This is a genomic window from Nodosilinea sp. FACHB-141 (assembly GCF_014696135.1).
Classification (GTDB): Bacteria; Cyanobacteriota; Cyanobacteriia; order Phormidesmidales; family Phormidesmidaceae; genus Nodosilinea.
The window spans coordinates 181,130-201,839 of sequence record NZ_JACJPP010000020.1 but is presented as its reverse complement, the minus strand read 5'-3'; the positions used below and the strand labels follow the sequence as shown (position 1 = coordinate 201,839).

Annotated in this window: 12 protein-coding genes; 5 read left to right on the top strand and 7 right to left on the bottom strand. The window is 54.3% G+C overall.

Annotation, left to right across the window (positions count from 1 at the left end):
* The first annotated feature begins 82 nt into the window (after nt 1-82).
* Nucleotides 83-475 (top strand): four helix bundle protein, encoded by a 393-nt coding sequence (locus H6F59_RS20915; RefSeq protein WP_190704985.1) that lies wholly within the window; start codon nt 83-85, stop codon nt 473-475.
* A 127-nt stretch (nt 476-602) separates the two neighbouring features.
* Here the strand turns inward: H6F59_RS20915 and H6F59_RS20910 are convergent, their stop codons facing one another.
* From H6F59_RS20910 to H6F59_RS20885, 6 genes are all read right to left on the bottom strand, one after another.
* On the bottom strand, nt 603-1,787 hold the full coding sequence (locus H6F59_RS20910) for an acetyl-CoA C-acyltransferase (protein WP_190704982.1): 1,185 nt from the start codon (nt 1,785-1,787) through the stop codon (nt 603-605).
* 113 nt (nt 1,788-1,900) lie between these two features.
* Nucleotides 1,901-4,273 carry a 3-hydroxyacyl-CoA dehydrogenase/enoyl-CoA hydratase family protein gene (locus H6F59_RS20905; protein WP_190704979.1) on the bottom strand — a complete coding sequence of 791 codons (2,373 nt, stop codon included), beginning with the start codon at nt 4,271-4,273 and terminating at the stop codon, nt 1,901-1,903.
* Between the two features lie 149 nt (nt 4,274-4,422).
* Entirely contained in the window at nt 4,423-6,477 is a 2,055-nt protein-coding gene (locus tag H6F59_RS20900) for a long-chain fatty acid--CoA ligase (RefSeq protein WP_199325905.1), read from the bottom strand.
* Nucleotides 6,478-7,751: 1,274 nt separating this feature from the next.
* Nucleotides 7,752-9,518 (bottom strand): tetratricopeptide repeat protein, encoded by a 1,767-nt coding sequence (locus H6F59_RS27415; RefSeq protein ID WP_313887277.1) that lies wholly within the window; start codon nt 9,516-9,518, stop codon nt 7,752-7,754.
* A gap of 8 nt (nt 9,519-9,526) precedes the next feature.
* On the bottom strand, nt 9,527-10,816 hold the full coding sequence (locus tag H6F59_RS20890; RefSeq protein ID WP_190704976.1) for an ATP-binding protein: 1,290 nt from the start codon (nt 10,814-10,816) through the stop codon (nt 9,527-9,529).
* A gap of 297 nt (nt 10,817-11,113) precedes the next feature.
* On the bottom strand, nt 11,114-15,061 hold the full coding sequence (locus H6F59_RS20885) for an EAL domain-containing protein (protein ID WP_190704973.1): 3,948 nt from the start codon (nt 15,059-15,061) through the stop codon (nt 11,114-11,116).
* A 286-nt stretch (nt 15,062-15,347) separates the two neighbouring features.
* Between H6F59_RS20885 and H6F59_RS20880 the strand changes: the two genes are divergently transcribed.
* Both H6F59_RS20880 and H6F59_RS20875 read left to right on the top strand, forming a co-directional pair.
* The gene (locus H6F59_RS20880; protein ID WP_190704970.1) at nt 15,348-16,667 is read left to right on the top strand and encodes an NAD(P)/FAD-dependent oxidoreductase; all 1,320 of its coding nucleotides are present in this window, start codon (nt 15,348-15,350) and stop codon (nt 16,665-16,667) included.
* 299 nt (nt 16,668-16,966) lie between these two features.
* Nucleotides 16,967-17,632, top strand: a complete 666-nt coding sequence (locus H6F59_RS20875; protein ID WP_242021600.1) for a GIY-YIG nuclease family protein — start codon at nt 16,967-16,969, stop codon at nt 17,630-17,632.
* Between the two features lie 403 nt (nt 17,633-18,035).
* Here H6F59_RS20875 and H6F59_RS20870 read toward each other — a convergent pair whose 3' ends face one another.
* A complete protein-coding gene (locus H6F59_RS20870; RefSeq protein ID WP_199325904.1) occupies nt 18,036-18,899 on the bottom strand; it encodes a glycine zipper domain-containing protein in 864 nt (287 codons plus the stop codon).
* A 712-nt stretch (nt 18,900-19,611) separates the two neighbouring features.
* On the opposite strand from H6F59_RS20870, the gene H6F59_RS20865 reads away from it, so the two are divergent.
* Nucleotides 19,612-20,028 (top strand): YciI family protein, encoded by a 417-nt coding sequence (locus H6F59_RS20865; RefSeq protein ID WP_190704967.1) that lies wholly within the window; start codon nt 19,612-19,614, stop codon nt 20,026-20,028.
* Nucleotides 20,029-20,380: 352 nt separating this feature from the next.
* Nucleotides 20,381-20,650, top strand: a complete 270-nt coding sequence (locus tag H6F59_RS20860) for a CP12 domain-containing protein (RefSeq protein WP_190704964.1) — start codon at nt 20,381-20,383, stop codon at nt 20,648-20,650.
* Nucleotides 20,651-20,710: the final 60 nt, after the last annotated feature.

Sequence of the window (20,710 nt, the reverse complement as noted above, 5' to 3'; positions counted from 1 at the left end):
TGAGCCTGGGGTGATGGGGTAGGGGAGTGATGGGGTAGGGGAGTGGGGGGAATGATTAGGTGGGCAATGTTTTGGGGGTGATATGGGGCAGGGGGCGGCTAGAGTGCATGGCGATCTGGAGGTGTATCGATTGGCGTTTGATGCGGCAATGCAGATTTTTGAGTACTCGAAGCGTTTTCCAGTAGAGGAACGCTATGCACTGACCGATCAAGTGCGGCGGTCTTCGCGATCGGTGTGCGCAAACTTGGGTGAGGCTTGGCGAAAACGCCGCTATCAAGCTGCATTTGTGGCAAAACTTTCTGATTCAGAAGCGGAAGCTGCGGAGACTCAAATTTGGATTGAGTTTGCGGTGAAATGTGGCTACCTTGATCGCGATACTGGCAAAACCCTTTACGAAACCTATAACCAAATTCTGGGGAAGCTAGTCAGTATGATCAAAAACGCTCCGTCGTGGACGATTAAGGTTTCGAAGTGATCGGGTGATGGAGTGACGGGGTAATGGGGTAATGGGGTGATGGGGTGATGGGGTGATGGGGTGACGAAGTATCTGTGTAATCAAGCCATCACTCCCCTACTCCCCCACTCCATCACTCCCCTACTCCTCACACAACCAGGTTCTCGAAAACCCCCGCCGCGCCCATGCCGCCGCCGACGCACATGGTCACTAGGCCATAGCGGGTGCCGCGTCGCTGCATTTCATGCAGTAGGGTAGCGGTGAGTTTGGCACCGGAGCAGCCAAGGGGGTGGCCGAGGGCGATCGCGCCGCCGTTGACGTTGACGATGTCTTCGTTGAGGCCCAGTTCGCGAATGACGGCGAGGGATTGGGCGGCGAAGGCTTCGTTGAGCTCGATCAGGCCGATGTCGCCGAAGGTGAGGCCGACCTGCTTCAGCACTTTGGGGATGGCGGCGATGGGGCCGATGCCCATGATTTCGGGGGGGACTCCAGCGACGGCGAAGCCGAGTAGGCGACCGAGGGGTTGCAAGCCGAGTTCTTGAACCTTGTCAGCTCCCATGACTACGGTGGCGGCGGCCCCGTCAGACATTTGGGAGGAGGTGCCAGCGGTAACGGTGCCGTTAGCTTTGAAGACGGGTTTGAGCTGAGCTAGGGCTTCGAGGCTGGTATCGGCGCGAGGGCCTTCGTCGGTGTCAAAGATGAGTTCGTGGGTATGAGGATGGCCGTCAAGGTACTCGGTGGTGCGCACGGTGATGGGGACAATTTCGGCCTTGAACCGACCGGCAGTCTGGGCGGCGAGGGCTTTTTGGTGCGATCGCAGGGCAAAGGCGTCTTGGTCAGCGCGAGAAACCTGGAAGCGATCGGCGACTTTCTCAGCGGTGAGGCCCATGGGAATGTAGGCATCGGGCATCTCGGCAAACAGCTCGGTGCTGGGGGAGAACTGGTGCCCGCCCATGGGGATGATGCTCATGGACTCAACCCCGCCCGCTACGATCACGTCGGACTGGCCCCAGGCAATGGCCTGGGTGGCCATGGCAATAGATTGCAGCCCCGAGGCGCACAGTCGGTTGACGGTGCAACCAGAGACTGAGTCGGGCAAACCCGCTCGCAAGGCAATTAGCCGGCCCAGGTTATACCCTTGCTCGGCTTCGGGCATGGCGCAGCCCATAATCACATCGTCGATGTGGTCAGAGACAAGGGCGGGAATGTGCTCTAGTGCACCCCGAACGGCTGCGGCTCCCATGTCATCGGGGCTGGTGTGGCGGAGGGTACCGCGGGGCGCTTTGCCGACGGCGGTACGGACGGTGCTGACGATGTAGGCGGTGGTGTTCATAGCAGGAGGCTCCGGTGGAGGGGAGTGGGGATGGATGGGTAGGAGGGTGGATGGGTAGGAGGGTGGGGGAGTGATTACACGAACACTCCATCACCCCGTTACTCCATCACTCCCTAGTTCCTCAGCGGTTTCTTCGTCTTCAGCATGTGCAGCAGACGTTCTTTGGTCTTGGGTTCGTCGATGAGGGGGAGGAAGTTGTCGCGTTCTAAGTTGAAGAGATAGGACTCATCTACAGAGGCGGGAACGGTGAGGTCGCCGCCGGTGAGGACGTAGGCGAGGCGGTTGGCGAGGCTGCGATCGTAGTCGCTGATGTAGCTACCGGCGTGCATGACGTAGGCCATGTGTTCGAGCATGGCGCGGGCGGGTTGGCCAAGGACGGGGATGGGCTGGCGAGGCGGTGGCGCATAGCCCATGCGGTGCAGGCAGAGCACTTCTTGTTTGGCGGCGTAGAGACGGCGATCGCCATTCATCACGATCTGCGTGGTGGCAGGCAAAAAGCCTAGCTCGATACCTTCGTGGGCACTGTTAGAAACCTGGGCCATGCCGACGGTACGAAACACCTGCTTCAGCCAGGGCAGTATGTCAGCGGGTTCGTCGGAGATGGCGCGCTGACTGGCCCAGCGGGCGAGGTGCATGAGGCCGCCCCCGGCGGGGATGAGGCCAACCCCAAGTTCCACCAGGCCAATGTAGGTTTCGGCATCGGCAACCACGTGGGGGCAGGCCATGGCGAGTTCGCAGCCGCCCCCGAGCGCCCGCCCCTGAATAGCAGCAACTACGGGTTTGGGGAAGTAGTAGATGCGCTGCACTAGGGTCTGGACGTCATTGAGCAGCTTGGCGATGGTGCGATGGTTGCGGTTGAGGGGGTTGAGGTTTTCCCACTGGGCGATTTTGCCCACCTCAGCCAGGTTGATGCCGACGCAGAAGTTCGGGCCTTCGTTGCCAATCACCATGCCATGGTAGTTGTCGTGGGCGGCCAGCCAGTCGAGGGCAGCACCGAGGCCTTCAACTACTTTGGTGCTGAGAGTGTTGGCCTTAGAGCGAAACTCAAACAGCGTAACTCCGTCTCCGGCATCGAGCAGGGCGGCCTCGCTGTTGTGCCAGAGCGGTGGCTTAGCCTTTAAATCGGCTAGATGAAGTTCGTGGCTAGGGATTTCAAGAGCAACATAGCTTTCGCCGGGCACGTAGACGGTGGGCGCGGTGATGGCGGGGTCGGAGCTATAGAAGCCCGTGGCACCAGTCGCCTGCATGGGCTTTAGCCAAGGGGGCAGAGTCAGCCCAGCCTGGGTCATATCCTGAATAACCCGGTCAAAACCTAAGGCATCCCAGATGGCGAAGGGGCCAATTTCCCAGCCAAAGCCCCAGGTCATGGCGCGATCGATGTCGGCGGGGCTGTCCGCGATTTCGGGAATGCGGTTGGCGCTGTAGGCCAAGGTTTCAAGTATGGTCTGGCGGAAGAAATCTCCGGCTCGGCTGCGATCTCTATATAGATGACGCAGCCGTTCAGCTAAATCGTGTTTTTTCAGCCCGTCTAAATTTCCTAGGTTTACCGGGCGCGGTGATTCATAGCCAAAGGTTTTGGGATTTAGCGAGCGAATTTCGCCGTCTACTTTTTTGTAAAAGCCCTGACCCGATTTGGCCCCTAGAGTGCCAGTGGCTACCAGCTTGCGCATCAGTTCTGGGGGTTGAAACAGCTCGCGCCGCTCGTCATGGGGAATGGCGGGATAGAGGTTGTCGGCGACATAGAGCAGCGTGTCGAGCCCCACCAGATCGGCGGTGCGGAAGGTGGCTGACTTGGGCCGCCCTACCAGGGTGCCGGTGAGGGTGTCGATCTCTTCAATGGTGTAGTCGCCTCGAATGAAGGAGCGCAGACCCAACATCGACACGAAGACACCGATGCGGTTGGCGATGAAGTTGGGAGTGTCTTTGGCGACGACGATGCCTTTGCCCAGGCGATCGCGGCCAAATGCCGCCACACGCTCAACCACGGCGGGGTCGGTATCGGCGGTGGGGATGAGTTCGAGTAGTTTCAAGTATCGAGGCGGGTTAAAGAAGTGGGTGCCCAAAAACCGCTTTCTGAAGGATTTCGATCGCCCCTCAGCCACTTGGCGAATCAGCAGCCCGCTGGTGTTGGTGGAAATTACTGCGTCTGGGCCAACGGTGCGCTCAACCCGCGCAAACAAATCCTGCTTGACAGCGAGATTTTCGACTACTGCCTCAATTACCCAATCCACCGTAGACAGGCGATCGAAATGTTCTTCGTAGTTGCCCAGAATGACTCGCTTCACCGCTTGCTGACTGTAGAAAATCGGCGGCGACTGCTTGCAGGCTTTTTTGAAGGCTCCTTCTACCAAGTCGTTTTTGCTGCCTTTTTGGGAGGGCAGTTCTAACAGGTGAACTGTAAGCCCGGCATTGGCCAAGTGAGCCGCAATTTGGGTACCCATGACCCCGGCTCCGAGAACAGCGGCGGTGCGGAATGGTGTTTGCATAGCTGGCTCCTTGTGTGGTGGGTTGGGAGTGATGGAGTGGGGAGTAGGGGAGTGATGGGGTAGGGCGTTGGGAGTGGGGGATGTGAGGAAGGTGGGTGAATAGTGGCTTGTGACCCGATCACCCCATTACTCCATCACCCGATCGTTTCCTAGTAGCGCATTAGCGATCGCGCATACACCGGACAAGCCTCCCCATCCCCTTCATCTCCCCCATCTCCCCTGACTCCGCTATCGCCATACAACCGCTCCACCACCTCGTCTAGCCCCTCGATTTGATCAACAAGGGCAAATTTGCGCACGGTAGACCAGTAGGGGAAATGGCAGTTGGCGGTGTCGATCAAGCTTTGGTAGAGGGCGGTGATGCGGGGATGGTGCCACCAGTCGGGTTGGGTGAGGTCAAGGTCCCAATGCTCGACTTGGCGGCGTAGGGCATCTAGGTTAGGAACGATTACCATGGCGCAGAACTTGTGGTTAGCACCGACGGTAATGGCCTTGGCCACCAGGGGGGAGGCCATTAGCTCTTGCTCTAGGGGGCGGGGGGAGACATATTTGCCGGTGCAGAGTTTGAATAGGGCTTTCTTCACCCCGGTGATAGTGAGAAAGCCATCGGCATCAAGGGTGCCGAAGTCGCCGGTGTGTAGCCAGCCATCGGGAGTGAGAGCGGCGGCGGTAGCGGCAGGGTCGTGGTAGTAGCCCTGCATGAGAAAGGGGGCGCGTACCAGAACTTCCTGGTCGGCGGCGAGGGCAATCTCAACGCCGGGAATGGGCAGACCAACGGTGCCGGGACGGTTGTGGCCAGCGCGAGTGTAGGTGAGGACACCGCTAGTTTCGGTGAGGCCGTAGCCTTGATAGACGGGCACCCCCGCCGCCGAGAAAAACTTGACGAGATTGCTAGATAAGGCAGCACCACCACAGATACAGGCTTTGAGTCGGCCACCAAATACCTCGCGCCATTTGACAAACACGAGCCGTTCGGCCAGCTGCATTTGTAGACGGTAGAGCTTTTGGGGCGGCTGACTGGGGTCGAACCGAGCTGTGAGATTGATAGCCCATTGCAGCACCCGGCGGTCGAAATGGCTGAGGTGGTTAACCTGGTCGAGAATGCGCTCATGCACTTTCTCTAACAGCCGAGGCACAGTAATTAAAAGGGTGGGCTTTACTCGACGCAGGTGCTTAATTAGATGGTTGGGGTCTGAGAAATAAATACTGTGCCCCCAAGCCAAATGCCCATATAAAAACACGCGGGCAAAGATGTGGTTGAGGGGCAAAAATAGCAGGGCGACTTCGTCAGGGCCGGTCTGGAGGTTGGGATAGCTAGAAAACGAAGCCAGCACGTTGGCCGCGATCGCCTCATGGCTGAGCATTACCCCCTTGGGGCGCTTGGTCTCGCTAGCAATGTAAATGATGGTGGCTAAATCGGCGGGCGCGACCGCATCTTCTAAAGCCTGAACGGCCTCGGTTGACCACCCCGGTCGTCCCCACTCACGCACCTCGGCTAGGGCACACACCCGCAGCGCTTGGGGTACTGGCAGACACGGCTGCTGAGTAGGAGTTTCACAGAGTAGATGGGGAATTTGTAAGCAGGTTTCAGGAGCTGGTGTCGGTAGCACTGCATCCGAGGCTGAAACCTCACTGCCTCTAGTCTGCTCGGCCTGCCAACCGTCGGGCACCTCGGCCACAATAACGGTTTTTAGGGTGGGCACTTCCCACAGGTAGGGACGAATTTGGTCGAGCAAGGCAGGGTTAGAGATCACCAGCAGTGGCGCTTCAACCTCTTGCAAAATCAGCAGAATGTTTTCGATGGTCTGGGTAAGGTCGATGGGCACGTTGACGAACCCAGCCAACAAGGTGCCGAGGTCGGCGATCGCAAACCCCACATCGCTGTGCATCATTAGGGCAACGCGATCGCCCCGTTGCAACCTAAAGGTCTCTAGCCCCAAGGCAAATTCTTCCACCGCCCGACGAAAGGCTTCAGTGGAAAAAGACTGCCATCTCCCTTTGCGCCATTGATTGAGCGCGCGATCGTTGGCAACGGCTAAGCCATTTGCACCATTGAGCAAAGACGGCAGGGTGCGGTGAAGGATGGTGGGACTGGGACATGCACTTCCTGTAGGGATACTCGGTTCGAGTTGGTTCCCGTTTTTGGGATGCCACAGGCTATACGCTTCGCGAAGCGCGAGATTGAAGAGAGTTGGGGTAGTCATAGCGGCTGGGAAGTGAGGGGATGCAGACCGAAAGCGGTGACCCGTTCGCGTTGTGTGACTTGAGTAGTTGGATTAAGAAGAGAGAAACTGCCAAACGTTTTCCTTCGCCAGCAAGCGACGGAGGAACTAGAAGCACGGACAAACTAGCAGCAACTTACCCTAGGTAAATCAATTGCCGTTCTTAATGGCCTTGAGGCGGGGGCGATAGCTAAAGGATTAGGCCTGATGCGTTAGGGCATTGATCCCTTAGCCTATTACCTGATGGTTTAAAGTCGGCAATCAAAATCTAAATACTTTAAGCCTCAGTCAATCATTTCAGCATCGGTTTTAATCGATTACCGGCAACAATTGTTTTAAACTGACGCAAGAGCTTTCGTCATTTGATTGCTTTGGACGGTCTAGTCAATGACTCAAGGGAGCCATATTTCATTAAGGATTGCCACAAAAAGCTTTTTGACTCTTTTGAAGACACCCATTATTTCATTTAATTATAGCTTTCCACTATTTGCCCTACCCATAATTGAAATCTATCGCAAATAACTTTTGTAAAGATTGAACTACTAAGCATTTTGAATCTGCACAAACGCCTAGGTTGGCCCTTAGATGCGCTGCCAAACCCTTTGGGATCACGAGGAAAAGATAGGAAAGTTAAACTTTCCACACTACTCTCTCAGTCTTTAGGCTAGGTGATAGTTAAAAGTAGCCATCTCAAATTTCAGGTTTCGGGACAAATTGCCTATGCCTAAAGAATTAGGTTTGGTAGATTTTTAATTTTGCCCTGCTTAAATCTCATCTTGAGACCTTAATGTACAGATTTTAGTCTTATTTCAAGACTAAAAAGACTTGGCTTTGAGAGTTGCTGCTTTTAGGTGTGTGTGAGGAGTGCTAAAGGGAGGAGGGGGTGAGAGTGCGATCACATCACCAACACTTCTCTTAGCTCTAGCTGAGCTGCCTGGCTCTAACCAGATAGTCTCGTAGCAAGACCTATGAATCTCCTTGCTGGTCTCATTAAGAGGCCTAAGAGACCGTTTGTGAGATAGAGTCTATTGCAGATTTTGGTAATGACATCATGAGTCGAGTTGAGGCGTGTCAGCTATCCTTATGTGGCGGTGAGGCGGCACCCCCAGGTCTCAACGACCTGAAGCAGCACGCCTTGATAGGGTTCCAAAAAGGCTCAAAATTTTAGTCCAATTTTAGTCCCCTCAAAATTTGATGCTCCTAAAACCGTTTTTCTGCAAGGGTTTCAGGCGTTTGATTGTTTGCGTGGTAGGCAACTATTCAAGCTCTGAGAGCTGTCTCAAGACTTCTTGAGTCATAGGATGGTTGGAGAGCTGATTAGCCTGCCCGGCCTCTAAGGCTGCTTGTACCAAGAGCCTAAAGTTGTCAGCTACAGTTACATTATTAGGATGATTCTCGGGCAATGCCTTAGACCCAATGGCAATGGCCCGTAGATAAAGCGATTCTGCTTCCCCGTAGCGTTCCATCGACTCATATAAGCTAGCCAGATTATTCAGGCTAGTGGCCACATCGGGGTGGTCAGCTCCCAACTGCTGTTCTCGAATAGCGATCGCTCGCTCGTAGAGGGGTTCTGCTTTGTCATAACGTCCTATTGAGTCGTATAAGATGGCTAGGTTATTCAAGCTGGTGGCCACAGCAGGATGGTCGGCCCCCAACTGCTTCTCTTTGATAGTGAGCGATCGCTCATAGAGAGGTTTCGCTTCCTCATAACGTCCCATCGAGTCGTACAGACTGGCTAGATTATTCAAGTCAGCAGCAATTTCAGGATGATCTTTTCCATAAATCTGTTCATCAATGGCAAGCGATCGTTCGTAGAGGGGTTCTGCTTCGCTGTAGCGTCCCATCTCACGGTACAGCTCAGCCAGATTATTTAGGCTAGTAGCCACATTGGGATGGTCAGCTCCCAACTGCTGTTCTTTAATGATGAGCGCTTGCTCATAGAGGGATTCTGCTTCGCTGTAGCGTCCCATCTCACGGTATAACACAGCCAGATTATTCAGACTGTTGGCCACATCGAAGTGGTCAGCTCCCAACTGCTGTTCTTTGACAGTGAGCGATCTTTTAAGGAGGGGTTCTGCCTCGTCATAGCGTCCCATCGAGTAGTACAACACAGCCAGATTATTCAGACTGTTGGCTACAGCAGGATGGTCGGGCCTCAACCGTTGTTCATAAATGGCAAGAGATCGCTCATAGAGAGGTTTCGCTTCCTCATAACGTCCCATCAAGTCGTACAATGCGGCCAAATTATTTAGGCTGGTGGCCACATCAATGTGGTCGGTTCCCAGCTGCTGCTCTCGGTGGTAGAGAGCATTACGGTAGGCAATTTCAGCTTCGCTATAGCTAACTTCATTTTCAAGGGCTTTGCCCAGGTCGTTGCACAAGCTACCTAAAAGGGGTGATTCTGGGTCTTGGGCCAGCAAATCATCAATCTGCCGCTGCAAATCAGCAGGGTCGGCAGCAGCGGGTTTTGGGGTCTGGGGCTGTTCTAGAGTCTGGCTCTGACTGCGCTCTGGCTCAAACGCCCAGGCGATCGGCTGCGAAAACTCAAACACGCCCCCCCGCCAGCTCCAAAAATCCGGCGCTTTGTCGGCCAACTGTGCTGCAATGCGCGGCGTTAGCCACAGCACCAGCGGCAGCTGAAACCCCCGCAGCGATTCCCGCGTCCACTGCAGCGAAAACAAAAACTGCTCTAGGGCCGATCGCTCTTGATTTAGACGTAGCCCCAGCAGCTCATCGGCCCCCAAAATAGTGACTACCGCAGCGGCGCTAGTAATTAGCTCTGGCTCTTGCTCTACATGCTCTTGCAAACTTTGCTTTAGGCTGGGCTGGCGCAGGTCAATGCGGATGCGATCGCACCTCGTCCCCTTTTCCCGTAGCTCAGCCTCGTAGGTATCAATAATTTCGTCGCGATACTTCCAGTTGTCGCAAATCGCCACCAGCAAATTCAGCCGCCCATAGCTCGACTGTATCGACCACACCAACCGGCGCAGCTGATGATGATTTGCGGCAGCGACATTATCCACAGGCGACCTCACTCAATCAGTTTTTTTTGTTTGAGCAAATCCACCACAATCGGGTGCACGTCGTACCACAGCGCATCGTTTTCGTATTCCAATACCATCAAGCCATGGAGCAGTTTTACAAAACCGTCGCTGCTAGCATCGGGGGTTTCAGCAGTTTTATACACCCCCACTAAAAGATCGTACAGATCACTACCAATCTGCCGGGCAAAGTCGTGGCGCAAATTTCGCAACGCCACGGTCAAAATCTCATCATTAATTTTAACGCTGTCGCTGTCCGGCTCAATTTCGAGCTGCACCATGCACTCCGTGCAGCATTCGCGGGCAATGCGCACCAGCTCTCGCATCACGCCCCCACTTTTCCGCACCATCTGCTCGGCCGTCTGCGGATCAACCAAATTCTCTGGCAGCCGCTTAGACAGCACCTTCAAAAAAACATCAAAGGTTTTGGCAATCGGCTCTGCCTCTGGGTTGTGGCAGTCTGGCTTAGCAAAAAACTTCGCCACCGGAAACAGGTGCGGTCGCACCACCCCTTCAGAATTGAGCGCTCCCATCACCTGCGGCTCCTGCACCGCCGAGACTGGGATGGTGAACACCACCCGAAACTGAGGTGAAAACAGGGATTTAATGTTGTTGCGGTAAATGTGTTCGACCAGGGGCAGATCCAGCTTATCCAGGTCGTCAATAATTACCAAAACCGGCTTTTTAGTCGCGGTTTGGATAGCCGCCGCCAGGCGATCGCACTTGCCCACCAGGTCAGAAATCCGCTTTTCAAACGTTTTCTCTATCTGATCGCGAAAGCTCTTTTCTTGCTGGAGTTTGGCCGTAACCACCTTGATATCTCCACCCAGCCCCATTTCTCCCTTGATAGCCTGACTAGAGGTTTGGGTGTGCACAGTGGTATTCCAACCCAGCAAAGCTTGTTTGATATCCTCATCGACACGTATATTGCTTTGCTTACTCGCTTGGCTCAGCAGCTTTATTGCAATCGCATAGAGAATATTGACGTGGGTAATGGCACTCATCTCGATCAGGTCTGCGATCGAGAAAAACACCACAGAATGGTTGGGCTGCATATCAATCGCTAGGCGCTTCAGCAGCGTAGACTTACCGCAGCCCCGGTGGCCCGCAAAAATAAACTTGCCGTTCTTAACTGACGCTTCAATTTCGCGCTTCAGCCGCACCATGATATGCAGGCCATAATCCACGCGAAACCGTTCAATATCATCCGGTTCCACGAGCGGAAATAGGTCTAAATCTTTGTAGGCCTGCTGATATCGCTCTAAAAGCGCCTGATCCATAACACCTGACACCGACGAAACCCCTCCATAGTACCGTCTTAGTCAAAGACCAACTAGAGCTTTAGGGTTCAACAGAGGATAGGGGCTCTCAGCGAGCGTATGGGACAGAACAGACTTGAAGTAAACAGCCCAGCTACGGAATGGTAAATGCTTACCCCCCTCCGAGAACTGCTCAGGACAAGGGAGAGTGCGCCTCTCTTGTCAATCTTAAAATAAGACTTAACGTTCTCTTTTTTAGCCTTTAAAAAGGACAATTGAGTCTCAAAAAGAGACAAACGCCTATGAATTAAGTACCGCTCATTCAATTCGCAGACTGGCCTCATTGCTTTGGTGACGGCGGTTCCAGATTTCTGGAACTATCTCTGGTCTGAGTGGTTGGCTATAGAGATATCCCTGGGCTTCGTGGCAACCCTTGAGTTTTAGGAAAGCCACCTGGGCTTCCTGCTCAACGCCTTCGGCAATGATGGTCATTCCTAGGGCCTGCCCCAGAGCGATCACCGCTGCGGCGATCGCCATATCGTTAGCATCGTGGGGAATATCGCAGACAAAAGACTTGTCAATTTTGAGTTTATCGATGGGCAGCAGTTTTAGGTAGCTCAGCGATGAATAGCCCGTGCCAAAGTCATCGATCGCAATTTGAATACCCAGCTGCCGCAGCTGTTTGAGCTGCTGAATTTTGGCCTCGGTGCGCTGCATCACCAAGCGTTCTGTCACTTCTAGCTCTAGGTGGCTAGGGGGCAACCCGCTTTTGCGCAGCACATCCTCAACTACCTGGACAAAGTTTTCGTGGTTGAGTTGCGAGGCCGCCACGTTGACGGCAATGCGGCCAAGGTCCAAACCGCTGTCGAGCCAGGTCTTGGCTTGGCAACAGGCCGACTGCAATACCCAAGTGCCAATCTCGTGAATCAAGCCGCTTTGCTCAGCGATGGGGATAAATTGAGCGGGGGAGATCTCCCCCAGCTCTGGATGTTGCCAGCGCAACAGCACCTCTAACCCTACCCATTGCTGCGACTGTAAATTAATTTGGGGCTGATAGACCAGGTGTAGCTCGTGCTGCTGCAGGGCGTTGCGCAGCGCATTGCCAAACAAAACATGCTCAAAGGCTGTGGCGGTCATTTCTTCGGCATAAAACCGATAGGTATTGCGGCCTTCTTCCTTGGCTTCATACATCGCGGTGTCGGCATAGCGCAACAGCGTCGCCGCTTCGCTACTGTCGTCGGGGAACAAACTGATGCCAATGCTAGAGGTCATGTGCACGGTCTGTCCTTCGAGTTTGAAGGGCGCTTCAAACACCGTCATTAGTCGAGAAATCGCGGTGCCGATGTGGGCAACGTCTTTGACATCTTCGAGGACGACGACAAACTCATCACCGCTGATGCGAGCGATGCAGTCGTTGGTCCGCAGGCCTTGGCGCAGGCGATCGCCCAGCTGCTGAAGCAGACCATCCCCAGCCCGATGGCCCAGGCTGTCGTTGATGTGCTTGAAGCGATCGAGATCGACAAACAACACCGCTAGCTTCGTCTGTTGCCGGGTGGCCTGCTGAATACTTTGCTCCAGGTGAAGGTTGAGCCACAGCCGATTGGGCAAGCCGGTGAGCGGGTCGTGATGGGCCAGGTGGTGCAGTCGTTCTTCAGACTGTTGCAGAGCGGTCAGGCTTTGGGAGAGTTCGGCGGTGCGCTCGGCCACTCGCGCTTCTAGGGTCTCGTTGTAGCGTTGCAGGGCTGCATCCGCCCGGGCGCGCTCCAGCCGCGGAAAAATTTGATTGGTCAGTTCACCCACCAGTTCGATTTCGTCGGCTCGCCACTGGCGGGGTTTGACATCGTAAATTGCCAGCAGCGATCGCAGCTGACCATCTTGATGAAATGACACGGTGCAGAAGGCGTGAATATTGAGGCTGGCATAGTTGGCAGCATTGGTGCGCGGATCGGTCTCCGTGTCGCAGACTACGAAGGGTTTGCCGTCGCGGGTATCGCGCAAAAAGTCGGGGGTCAGAAAGTCGCAGAGGCGGTAGACCCCAGTTAGGGGTATGCCATTCTCTAGGTGCCAATCGTAGGTGATGGTCGCTTCCTGGGCGATGTGATCGAGCACAACAAATGAACAGTCAGACAGCTGTAGATAGGCCCCCAGTTTGGCCCCGGTGGTTTGCATAATCTCTTCGGCGGTAGTCAGCCGAGATAGATCGACTGTGACCTCGGCTAAAAAAGCTGCGTTTGCCTCGTGGCGTTTACGCTCGCTGATATCTCGACAAATGCAGAGATGCAGAAACTCATCGTCGGTATCGACTGCGCTGACAGTAACTTCGACGTTGTATATAGAGCCATCTTGGCGGCGATGGACGGTCTCGAAGGTGCGGCCCACAAACTGCCGTGAGGCCACGATATGGTTGAGTTCTGCCGGACTCCATTGGGCATCCCAGTCAGACACATGGAGCGTCAGCGTGTCTTCTAGGGTGCGCCCTAGCATGCGGGCATAGCTTTCGTTGGCCGCAACCACGTAGCCCTGCAGGTTTAAAACCACAATGCCATCGGAGGAGCCCTCCAAAAGCGCCTTACTGCGGTTTAGCTCCCGCGTCAGTTTTTCTTGAGCCTGTTTGCGATCGGTGATGTCGGTGACGGTGCCAATGAACCCAACCAGCTCGCCCTGGGCATTGTGCTCAGGCACCGCTTGGCCTAGTACCCAACGGAGGGAGCCATCTTGATAGAGGAAGCGATGCTCAACATAATAGGTCGCAGGTTGACCCAGGCGAGTTTGCTCGACAAACGTTGACCAGGCGGCATACATCCAGTCGCGATCGTCGGGGTGTAAATACTTTCCCCACCCGCCACCCAGGTTTTTTTCTAGGGAGAGCCCGGTAATTTCTAGAGTTTTGGCGTTGGCGTAGGTGCATTGCCCGTGGATATCGTTGCGAAAAATTCCTACTGGGCTGATTTCTGACAGCAGACGAAACTGCTCTTCACTGTCTTTCAACGACAGTTCAGCCTGTTTGCGATCGGTGATGTTGGTGAAAAGGACGGCGACAATGCGACTCCCTGCGCCACCGTAGCGAAATGCCGAGGTCTCAAACCACTGGTCGCCAAGCCCTTTCACCACGTGTTCGAGCCGCACCGATTTGCCGGTCAGAGCAACCTGCCCGTAGGTATCGATCCAGATCTGCTCAAAGCCGGGCACCAGCTCGCGAATGCGTTTGCCCGCCATGGGCTGCCCTGCATGTTTCACAAAAGCCGGGTTGGTTTCTAAACACCGAAAGTCCACCGCCTGGCCCTGCTCGTCAAAGATCAGCTCAAGCAGACAAAACCCCTGATCGATGTTTTGAAACAGAGTGCGATATTTTTCTTCTGACTGGTTTAGAGCCACTTCTGCCCGGGCCCGTTCGACCGCTGCCCAGGTGCGTTCAGCAGTTTCTTCTGCCAGGTTTACCTCTGCCTGGGTCCAGATGCGGGGCGTCGAGGAGTGAACCGCCAAACCGGCGACAAAATTACCATCTTTGACCAGCGGGATACCCATGTAAGCGACAATTTGAACTGATGCATAGGTGGCTCGCTCGGCAGGCGAGAGCCGAGGGTCAGCACCGACATCGGCCACCACTACCGATCGCCCGGCGCAGAATTCGGAAAAAATGGCTAGACCAAATGCGGTGACGGGATAGCAGCCCGCGATGGTAGCCACACCGCTGGTGTAATCCCGTTCAACACAGTAGATGTCATTGCGGCACTCAAAGTATAGGGTGCGGCTGGCATTGAGATATTCACCGAGGATGCGGCTGGCCGTGACTTGAATCTCGATCGGGTCGGCCAGCGCTCGTAGCGCATCGGAGAGTGTCACCCGAAAAGCATCCAGTTCAGCGATCGCTGGCTGGCGATCAGCCCAAGGTAAAGCCTCTAGGGCCTGGCGCAGACGAGGCGGGGTAAGCCGCTCTTGCACCCAATAGTCGGTCGCCCCTGCCTTTAAGGCCTGGGTTGCCATGTTGGCCTCGTTGGGGCCGATCGCCACAATAGGCGGGCAGCGATCGCCGAGGTGAGCTTTTAGCTGTTTGAGGCAATCAAATTTCCGCGTATCTGACCGATCAGCGTCTAAGAAAATCAGCCGTAGGTTGTGGGCATGGCACAGCTCTAAAATTGGCCCGTCGTAGCCCACAGCCAGCACCTGCCCCAAACCCTGATCAGCCTGCTCTAGCAGGTTCTGAAGTGAACTCGCCGTTACATCTGCATCACTGATGACTAGAACAGTGCAGTCGAAGGGTGGCATAGAGGCATTGCAAGGAGCGAGAATCAAGGTTGGCGGTATTGAGTAAGTGAGTTTGTCGTAACCAATGGCCTAGCAGTAGAGCTTTCCCCATATTGCCCAGGCTGAAACTGCCCCAGTACTTACGATCTGCTTTTGAACACAGATATTTAGACTTCGCGCCAGCGCAAATTAGCTCCATTGCCCATTCCCTATCTGCTACCGTAGCTTGCCGGTTGGGTGGCACCTCTAGTAACGTATCATCACGAGAATAGAGCATACGAAACATTGCCGTTCTGGGTGAGTGCGAATGGTCGACACCTCATCTCAAACTATTGTGATTGTTGGCGCTGGGCCAGCTGGGCTATTGCTGGCCCACTACCTGCTGCGCCGGGGCGATCGCGTCGAGATCTACGATCGCCGCCCCGATCCGCGCCAGGTTGCCCCTGACGAACAGCGGTCTTTCCCCATTTCTCTACAATATCGGGGGCGGCGGGCCTTGCAAGGCATTCCAGGCTTAGAAGAGGCGATTGCGGAATACAGCGTGATGTGTCGAGGCACCTACCTGCATCGCAAGGGCAAGGCTCGCCGCATTCCGCGCAAACACCCTATTCTCACCGTCGATCGCAATCGGCTGGTGCTGGTGCTGTTAGAGCAGCTGGTCGCTCGCTATTCTGACCCAGAGCGGCTAAGCCTCACCTTTAACTGCACCTGCCAGGGGGTCAATAGCCAGGCACAAACCGTGAGCTTTCAGGCTACTGATGGTCAGAGCTTCAGCGTTAACTACGATCGCCTGATTGGTGCCGATGGAGCCAGGTCTTGCGTCAGAGCCGCGCTGGTGGCCAACCATGGTCTCAACTGCCAACAGACCTACGTGCGCGATGCCTACAAGTCAATTTTCCTAGCCCGCACCAACCCGCAGCAGGGCGTTGAGCTAGCTCTAGATTTTATCCACGCCTGCAATGTAGGGGGCGATGCGCGCATTTTGCTGGCTCCGCAGCCGGGCGACCAAATGCATGGGGCCTTCATTTTTAATGCCAAAAATAGCCCGTTCGATGGGCTAAAGACCAAAGCCGACGTGCTCGGCTATTTTGCCACCCACCTACCTACCTTTCGCCCCTTGCTTAGCGAGACCGAGGCCGAGGCTCTGCTGCAACGCCCCACTGCCCGATTGACGACGGTGACTTGCGATCGCTTTCACCAGGGCGATCGCATCTTGATTTTGGGCGATGCTGCCCACTCTGTTTCGCCCTCCATTGGCCAGGGTTGCAACTCGGCTCTGCAAGATGTGGCCTGGCTTAACCAGTTACTCGACCAGTATCAGGATGATTGGGCTCAGGTGTTGCCCCAGTTTTCTCAGCAGCGGGTGGTCGAAGCCCATGCCCTGCGCGATTTGTCAGACTATTCCTTTCCGCGCAGCAAACCATTAGTGCTGGAGTTTTTTCTGCGGCTTACTGTGGGTCGCAAGCTGCATCAGTGGTTTCCCCGACGGTTTTCGCCCTTTGTGTTTGACCTCGTTTTAGATACCGATTTAGATTACTCAGAGGTGCTACGGCTCAGCGAAGGGTGGATTAACAAGGTCAAGCGATCGATGGCGGCAACCGCACCAGCAACTGAGGTTGAACCCTGAGGCATTGCTAAATTAGCGTTTGAATGGCTGGCGATCGCCCTCTCCTAAAGGGCTACTGTGTACACACATCTCGGCCCTCACCCCCTCAGTCCCCCTCTCCCAAAAATGGACGAGGGGGAGGCCAGATAAGGCTTTCCGGCTCCCCTTCTCCCGAAGTGGGAGAAGGGGTTGGGGGATGAGGGAAAAGCCTTGGCAACATGGGTTTCAGAACTTATGTGTACACAGTAGCCCCAAGGGAGAGGGAACAAGAGGTGGAATTGGCGTGATAATGAAGCCTAGTTATCCACCAAGGCAAGCCTGTGACCTCCGAAAAATCAGACGCGCCAGATGCGCCAAAGGCGATCGAGCATCAAAATGTCCCCGTTGAGCATCGCAGTCTCCACGAGTTTTTGTATAGCGCTGCCGACGAACATGCTGCTGAAACAGCTGCCGCCCCACCCACAGCTTCTACCGGCAGTAGCCCTCTACCCGTTGCTGACTGGTGCGAGCAAACCCAAGATGCTAAGGTCACCGGGGTTTATGCCGTGCTCGATCGCGACGGTCAGACTCAGTTTATTGGCATCTCTCGCAACGTCTCCCTATCGTTGCGTAGCCATCTGCTCGAAAAAGGAGAGGCCGTCTGTGCCCTGGTAACGGTGGAACCCTTTAGCTTTCCTAACCGAGAGGTGATGGCGGCCCTGCGGGATGAATGGATCGCGGCTCTGCCCAGTCCCCCACCTGGCAATATCGATGGCACTTGGGATGGCACCGTGGGCAAAGCCGTTACCCAGGCCATGTCGGCTGCGGAACGGGAAGCCTACGAAGCCAAAAAGCTCAAGCTTCGTCGCGCTATGGCCGATAGCTCGTTGGCGAAAGAGCAGGATGCAGCCCAGGCCGCTGACCCTAAAACAGACCTGGCCGCTGCGATGAATGACGACAACTGGAGTGCCCTAATTCGCGATCAAACGGAGCAAACGCAGTCGTAATCCTTGAAGTGCAGTTGTTGTGTAGGTAGGGTGGTGCTAGTAGAAACCAATAGAACCAGGCTGCGTTGCACGACTCTCAGGGCTGTTTCAAGTTCGTGAGAGGAAAACTATGTTACAGCTTGTTCCTCCGCCCCCAATTCTGGGGGGGATCTGAAGCCCCCAAAATTGGAGGTTTGGGGGCCAAAGCCCATACAGGCATAGTCCTTTTCAACAATGAAACAACCCTGAGGTGATTTCGCGTTCTCACCCAACCTACACTTTGCTAGAGCAGGCACTTAACAGAGTCGGTTGTGCTTGCGTTTAATTTCATCTGCCTACTCAGTAAGCAATGAACAAATACAAAAATTGGGGAGCACCCCTTCAGGTGCTCCCCAATTTTATGGGTTACTAAGCTTCAGAAGGACTAAAGGTATCCTTGGTTGTCGTGAAGCTTTTGCTCAATCAGAGGATCTTTCCAGCCCTCTGGATTCGTATTCGTATTGGACGAGGATTCTTTTAGGGACATCTTGGCCGCTGAAGCTGCGCTGTTGGCAGCATTTTTAGCTTTCTGAGATGTTTGGTTGATGGTGTTTTTGATCGCAGGCGCTACGTCATTATTAATTGTGCTCTTGGCAGACTCTGTGACTCCACGAACGTCTGCTTCATCGATTTTGCCTTTTACAGACTGGCTTACACCACGAACATCGGCTTCATCAATCTTGCCTTGAATAGACTGGCTCACGCCGCGGACATCCGCTTCGTCAATTTTGCCTTGCACAGACTGAGTTACGCCGCGAACATCTGCTTCATCAATCTTGCCTTGAATAGATTGACTAACACCGCGGACATCGGCTTCGTTGATCTTCTGCTTTGCAGACTCAGCTAGCCCCTTGACATCGGTTTCATCAATCTTTGCTTTAACGCTATCAAGAGTATCTTCTACTTGATGGGTAACGCTTTCAGCTGCACTCTTAATTGAACCCGCCACATTTTCTACTTGCTGATCCATGCCTGAAGCGGCTTGATCACCAATAGCTGCACCTGCGATCGCGCCACCCACAGCGCCAATGGCTGCGCCCACTTTACCGCCGACCATTCGACCAACTACCGCACCTGCAACACTACCTCCGGTTGCGCCAACGGCTTTTGCTACGGTGTGCCCACCGCTTTGATTTTTTTCGGCTTCCTCTGTCTGCTCAGATTGAGCAGTAGGGAAATCGGTGGCCTGAATTACAATCCTTTCTTCAGGCATTCCAGATGGATGTTGATTGCTGCTTGTACTGGTCATAAAGCAAATTCTCCTTGAAAGATAACTTTCTCTTATTTCTATCTAGAGCCTATCAATCAAGACCAAGCGGTGTATCGTCTCAAGGATGAGTCTTTCTAGAAGCTTTCTCAGCCAATGGTTATAGACTTTGCTACCGGTCCAATTTTCTAATGCTCAAGCAATTATCCATTGGTAGTGTCAATAGCTTTTGATATTGATGCAGTAAGGATTCTGAAGGGATTAGCTCAAATGAGCCTAAAATCCTAAGAGCTAATAAGCTTTCTTAATGAAATGGGGCTGATTAAAGCAGGATAAATGTGGCGATGGCCGCAGTGAGCGATCGCGTGCTTGGTTTCACTGTTTATGCAGAGCCACAAGTGGGGCGAGTTGATGCCATAGCCGGTTCGAGATCGCGGTTATGGGTGAATCGTACGTGACGAATGAGTTACCAAACCGGTAGAGGGCGCAGATGAAGCTTGTAGCTTGAGTGCACGCTAGCAGAACCCAACAAGCCCAGTCTGGTGGCAGAGGCATTCCCTGAACAGCTTAAATCTTGGAAAGAATATTGCCGCTCTGTCGATCTGCCGTCTCTTGGTTCGACTACTTCGCATAAAGAGGGTTAAGGGTTGAGACCTAGCCCGCTGCCAAACCATCTATGGAGGTTTACGCCCGATTTAAGCATTCACTTCTTCTACATCTCAGAACTAAACACCGATTAATTAGGAGATTCACCATGAAAGTTATGGTTTTAGTCAAAGCCAACGCCGACTCGGAGGCAGGGGTAATGCCCAGCGAAGCACTTTTGGCTGAAATGGGACAGTTTAATGAAGAACTGGCTAACGCTGGCGTGATGCTGGCGGGCGAGGGACTACATCCGAGTTCAAAAGGGGTGAGGGTAGCCTGCTCGGGCAAAACTCGCACCGTTATCGACGGCCCGTTCGCCGAGACCAAAGAACTGCTAGCCGGGTTCTGGATTTGGCAAGTGCAGTCGATGGCAGAAGCGATTGACTGGGTTAAGCGCAGCCCTTTTCAAAACGACGAAATCGAGATTCGACCGATCTTTGAGGCAGATGACTTTGGCGAGGCCTTTACTCCAGAGCTGCGGGAACAGGAAGACCGCATACGAGCTGAGTTAGAAAAAGGGAAATAACCTCATTTCGCAGTGAAGAGAAAACCCAACAGAATCAAGGGTTTGTTGGGTTTTCTCCTACGGGGGCAGTTCGCGATCGCAGTAGCCACTGTGTAGGTTGGGTGGCGCGTTAGCAAAACCCAACAAAGCTCAGTCTGGTGTTGGGTTTCCACTGCGTTCTGCCCAACCTACACTCTGGGAAAGAACGCTGAGATTGCCGAAGTCTTTCTATGGTCTCCATAGCCTGCTCAGGCACTGGTAAGAGAACCTGATGACTGATAGAGGAAGCTTATATGTTTTAGGTCTAGTCATCCGATTGAGTTATAGATATAGTGAATTCAAGTTCGAAAGCAACCCTACGGAGAGCAAGGCCATGAGTGCAACCACCGCTGTTTTTACCAACACCGCTACCCCCGCCGATCGCAAGGCATCTCTGGAGGGCCAACTGCGGGCCGCCCTCGAGCACGCTAGACGGCTGTCGGCTATGGATGGGCACTGCAACCGTGACGTTGCGATCGCATGGGAAGCCGTCGAAGAACTTCAGGTGGCCCAGCGCCAGCAACGGGCCACCGCGCAGTCGGCCTTTGCTCAGTACTGCCTGGCCAACCCCGAGGCACCTGAAGCCCGTATGTATGATGTCTAGCCTCTAGACAGCGAAACGACGATCCTTCTTCCAGTGTTTTTCCCTCAACACTCAGCACTT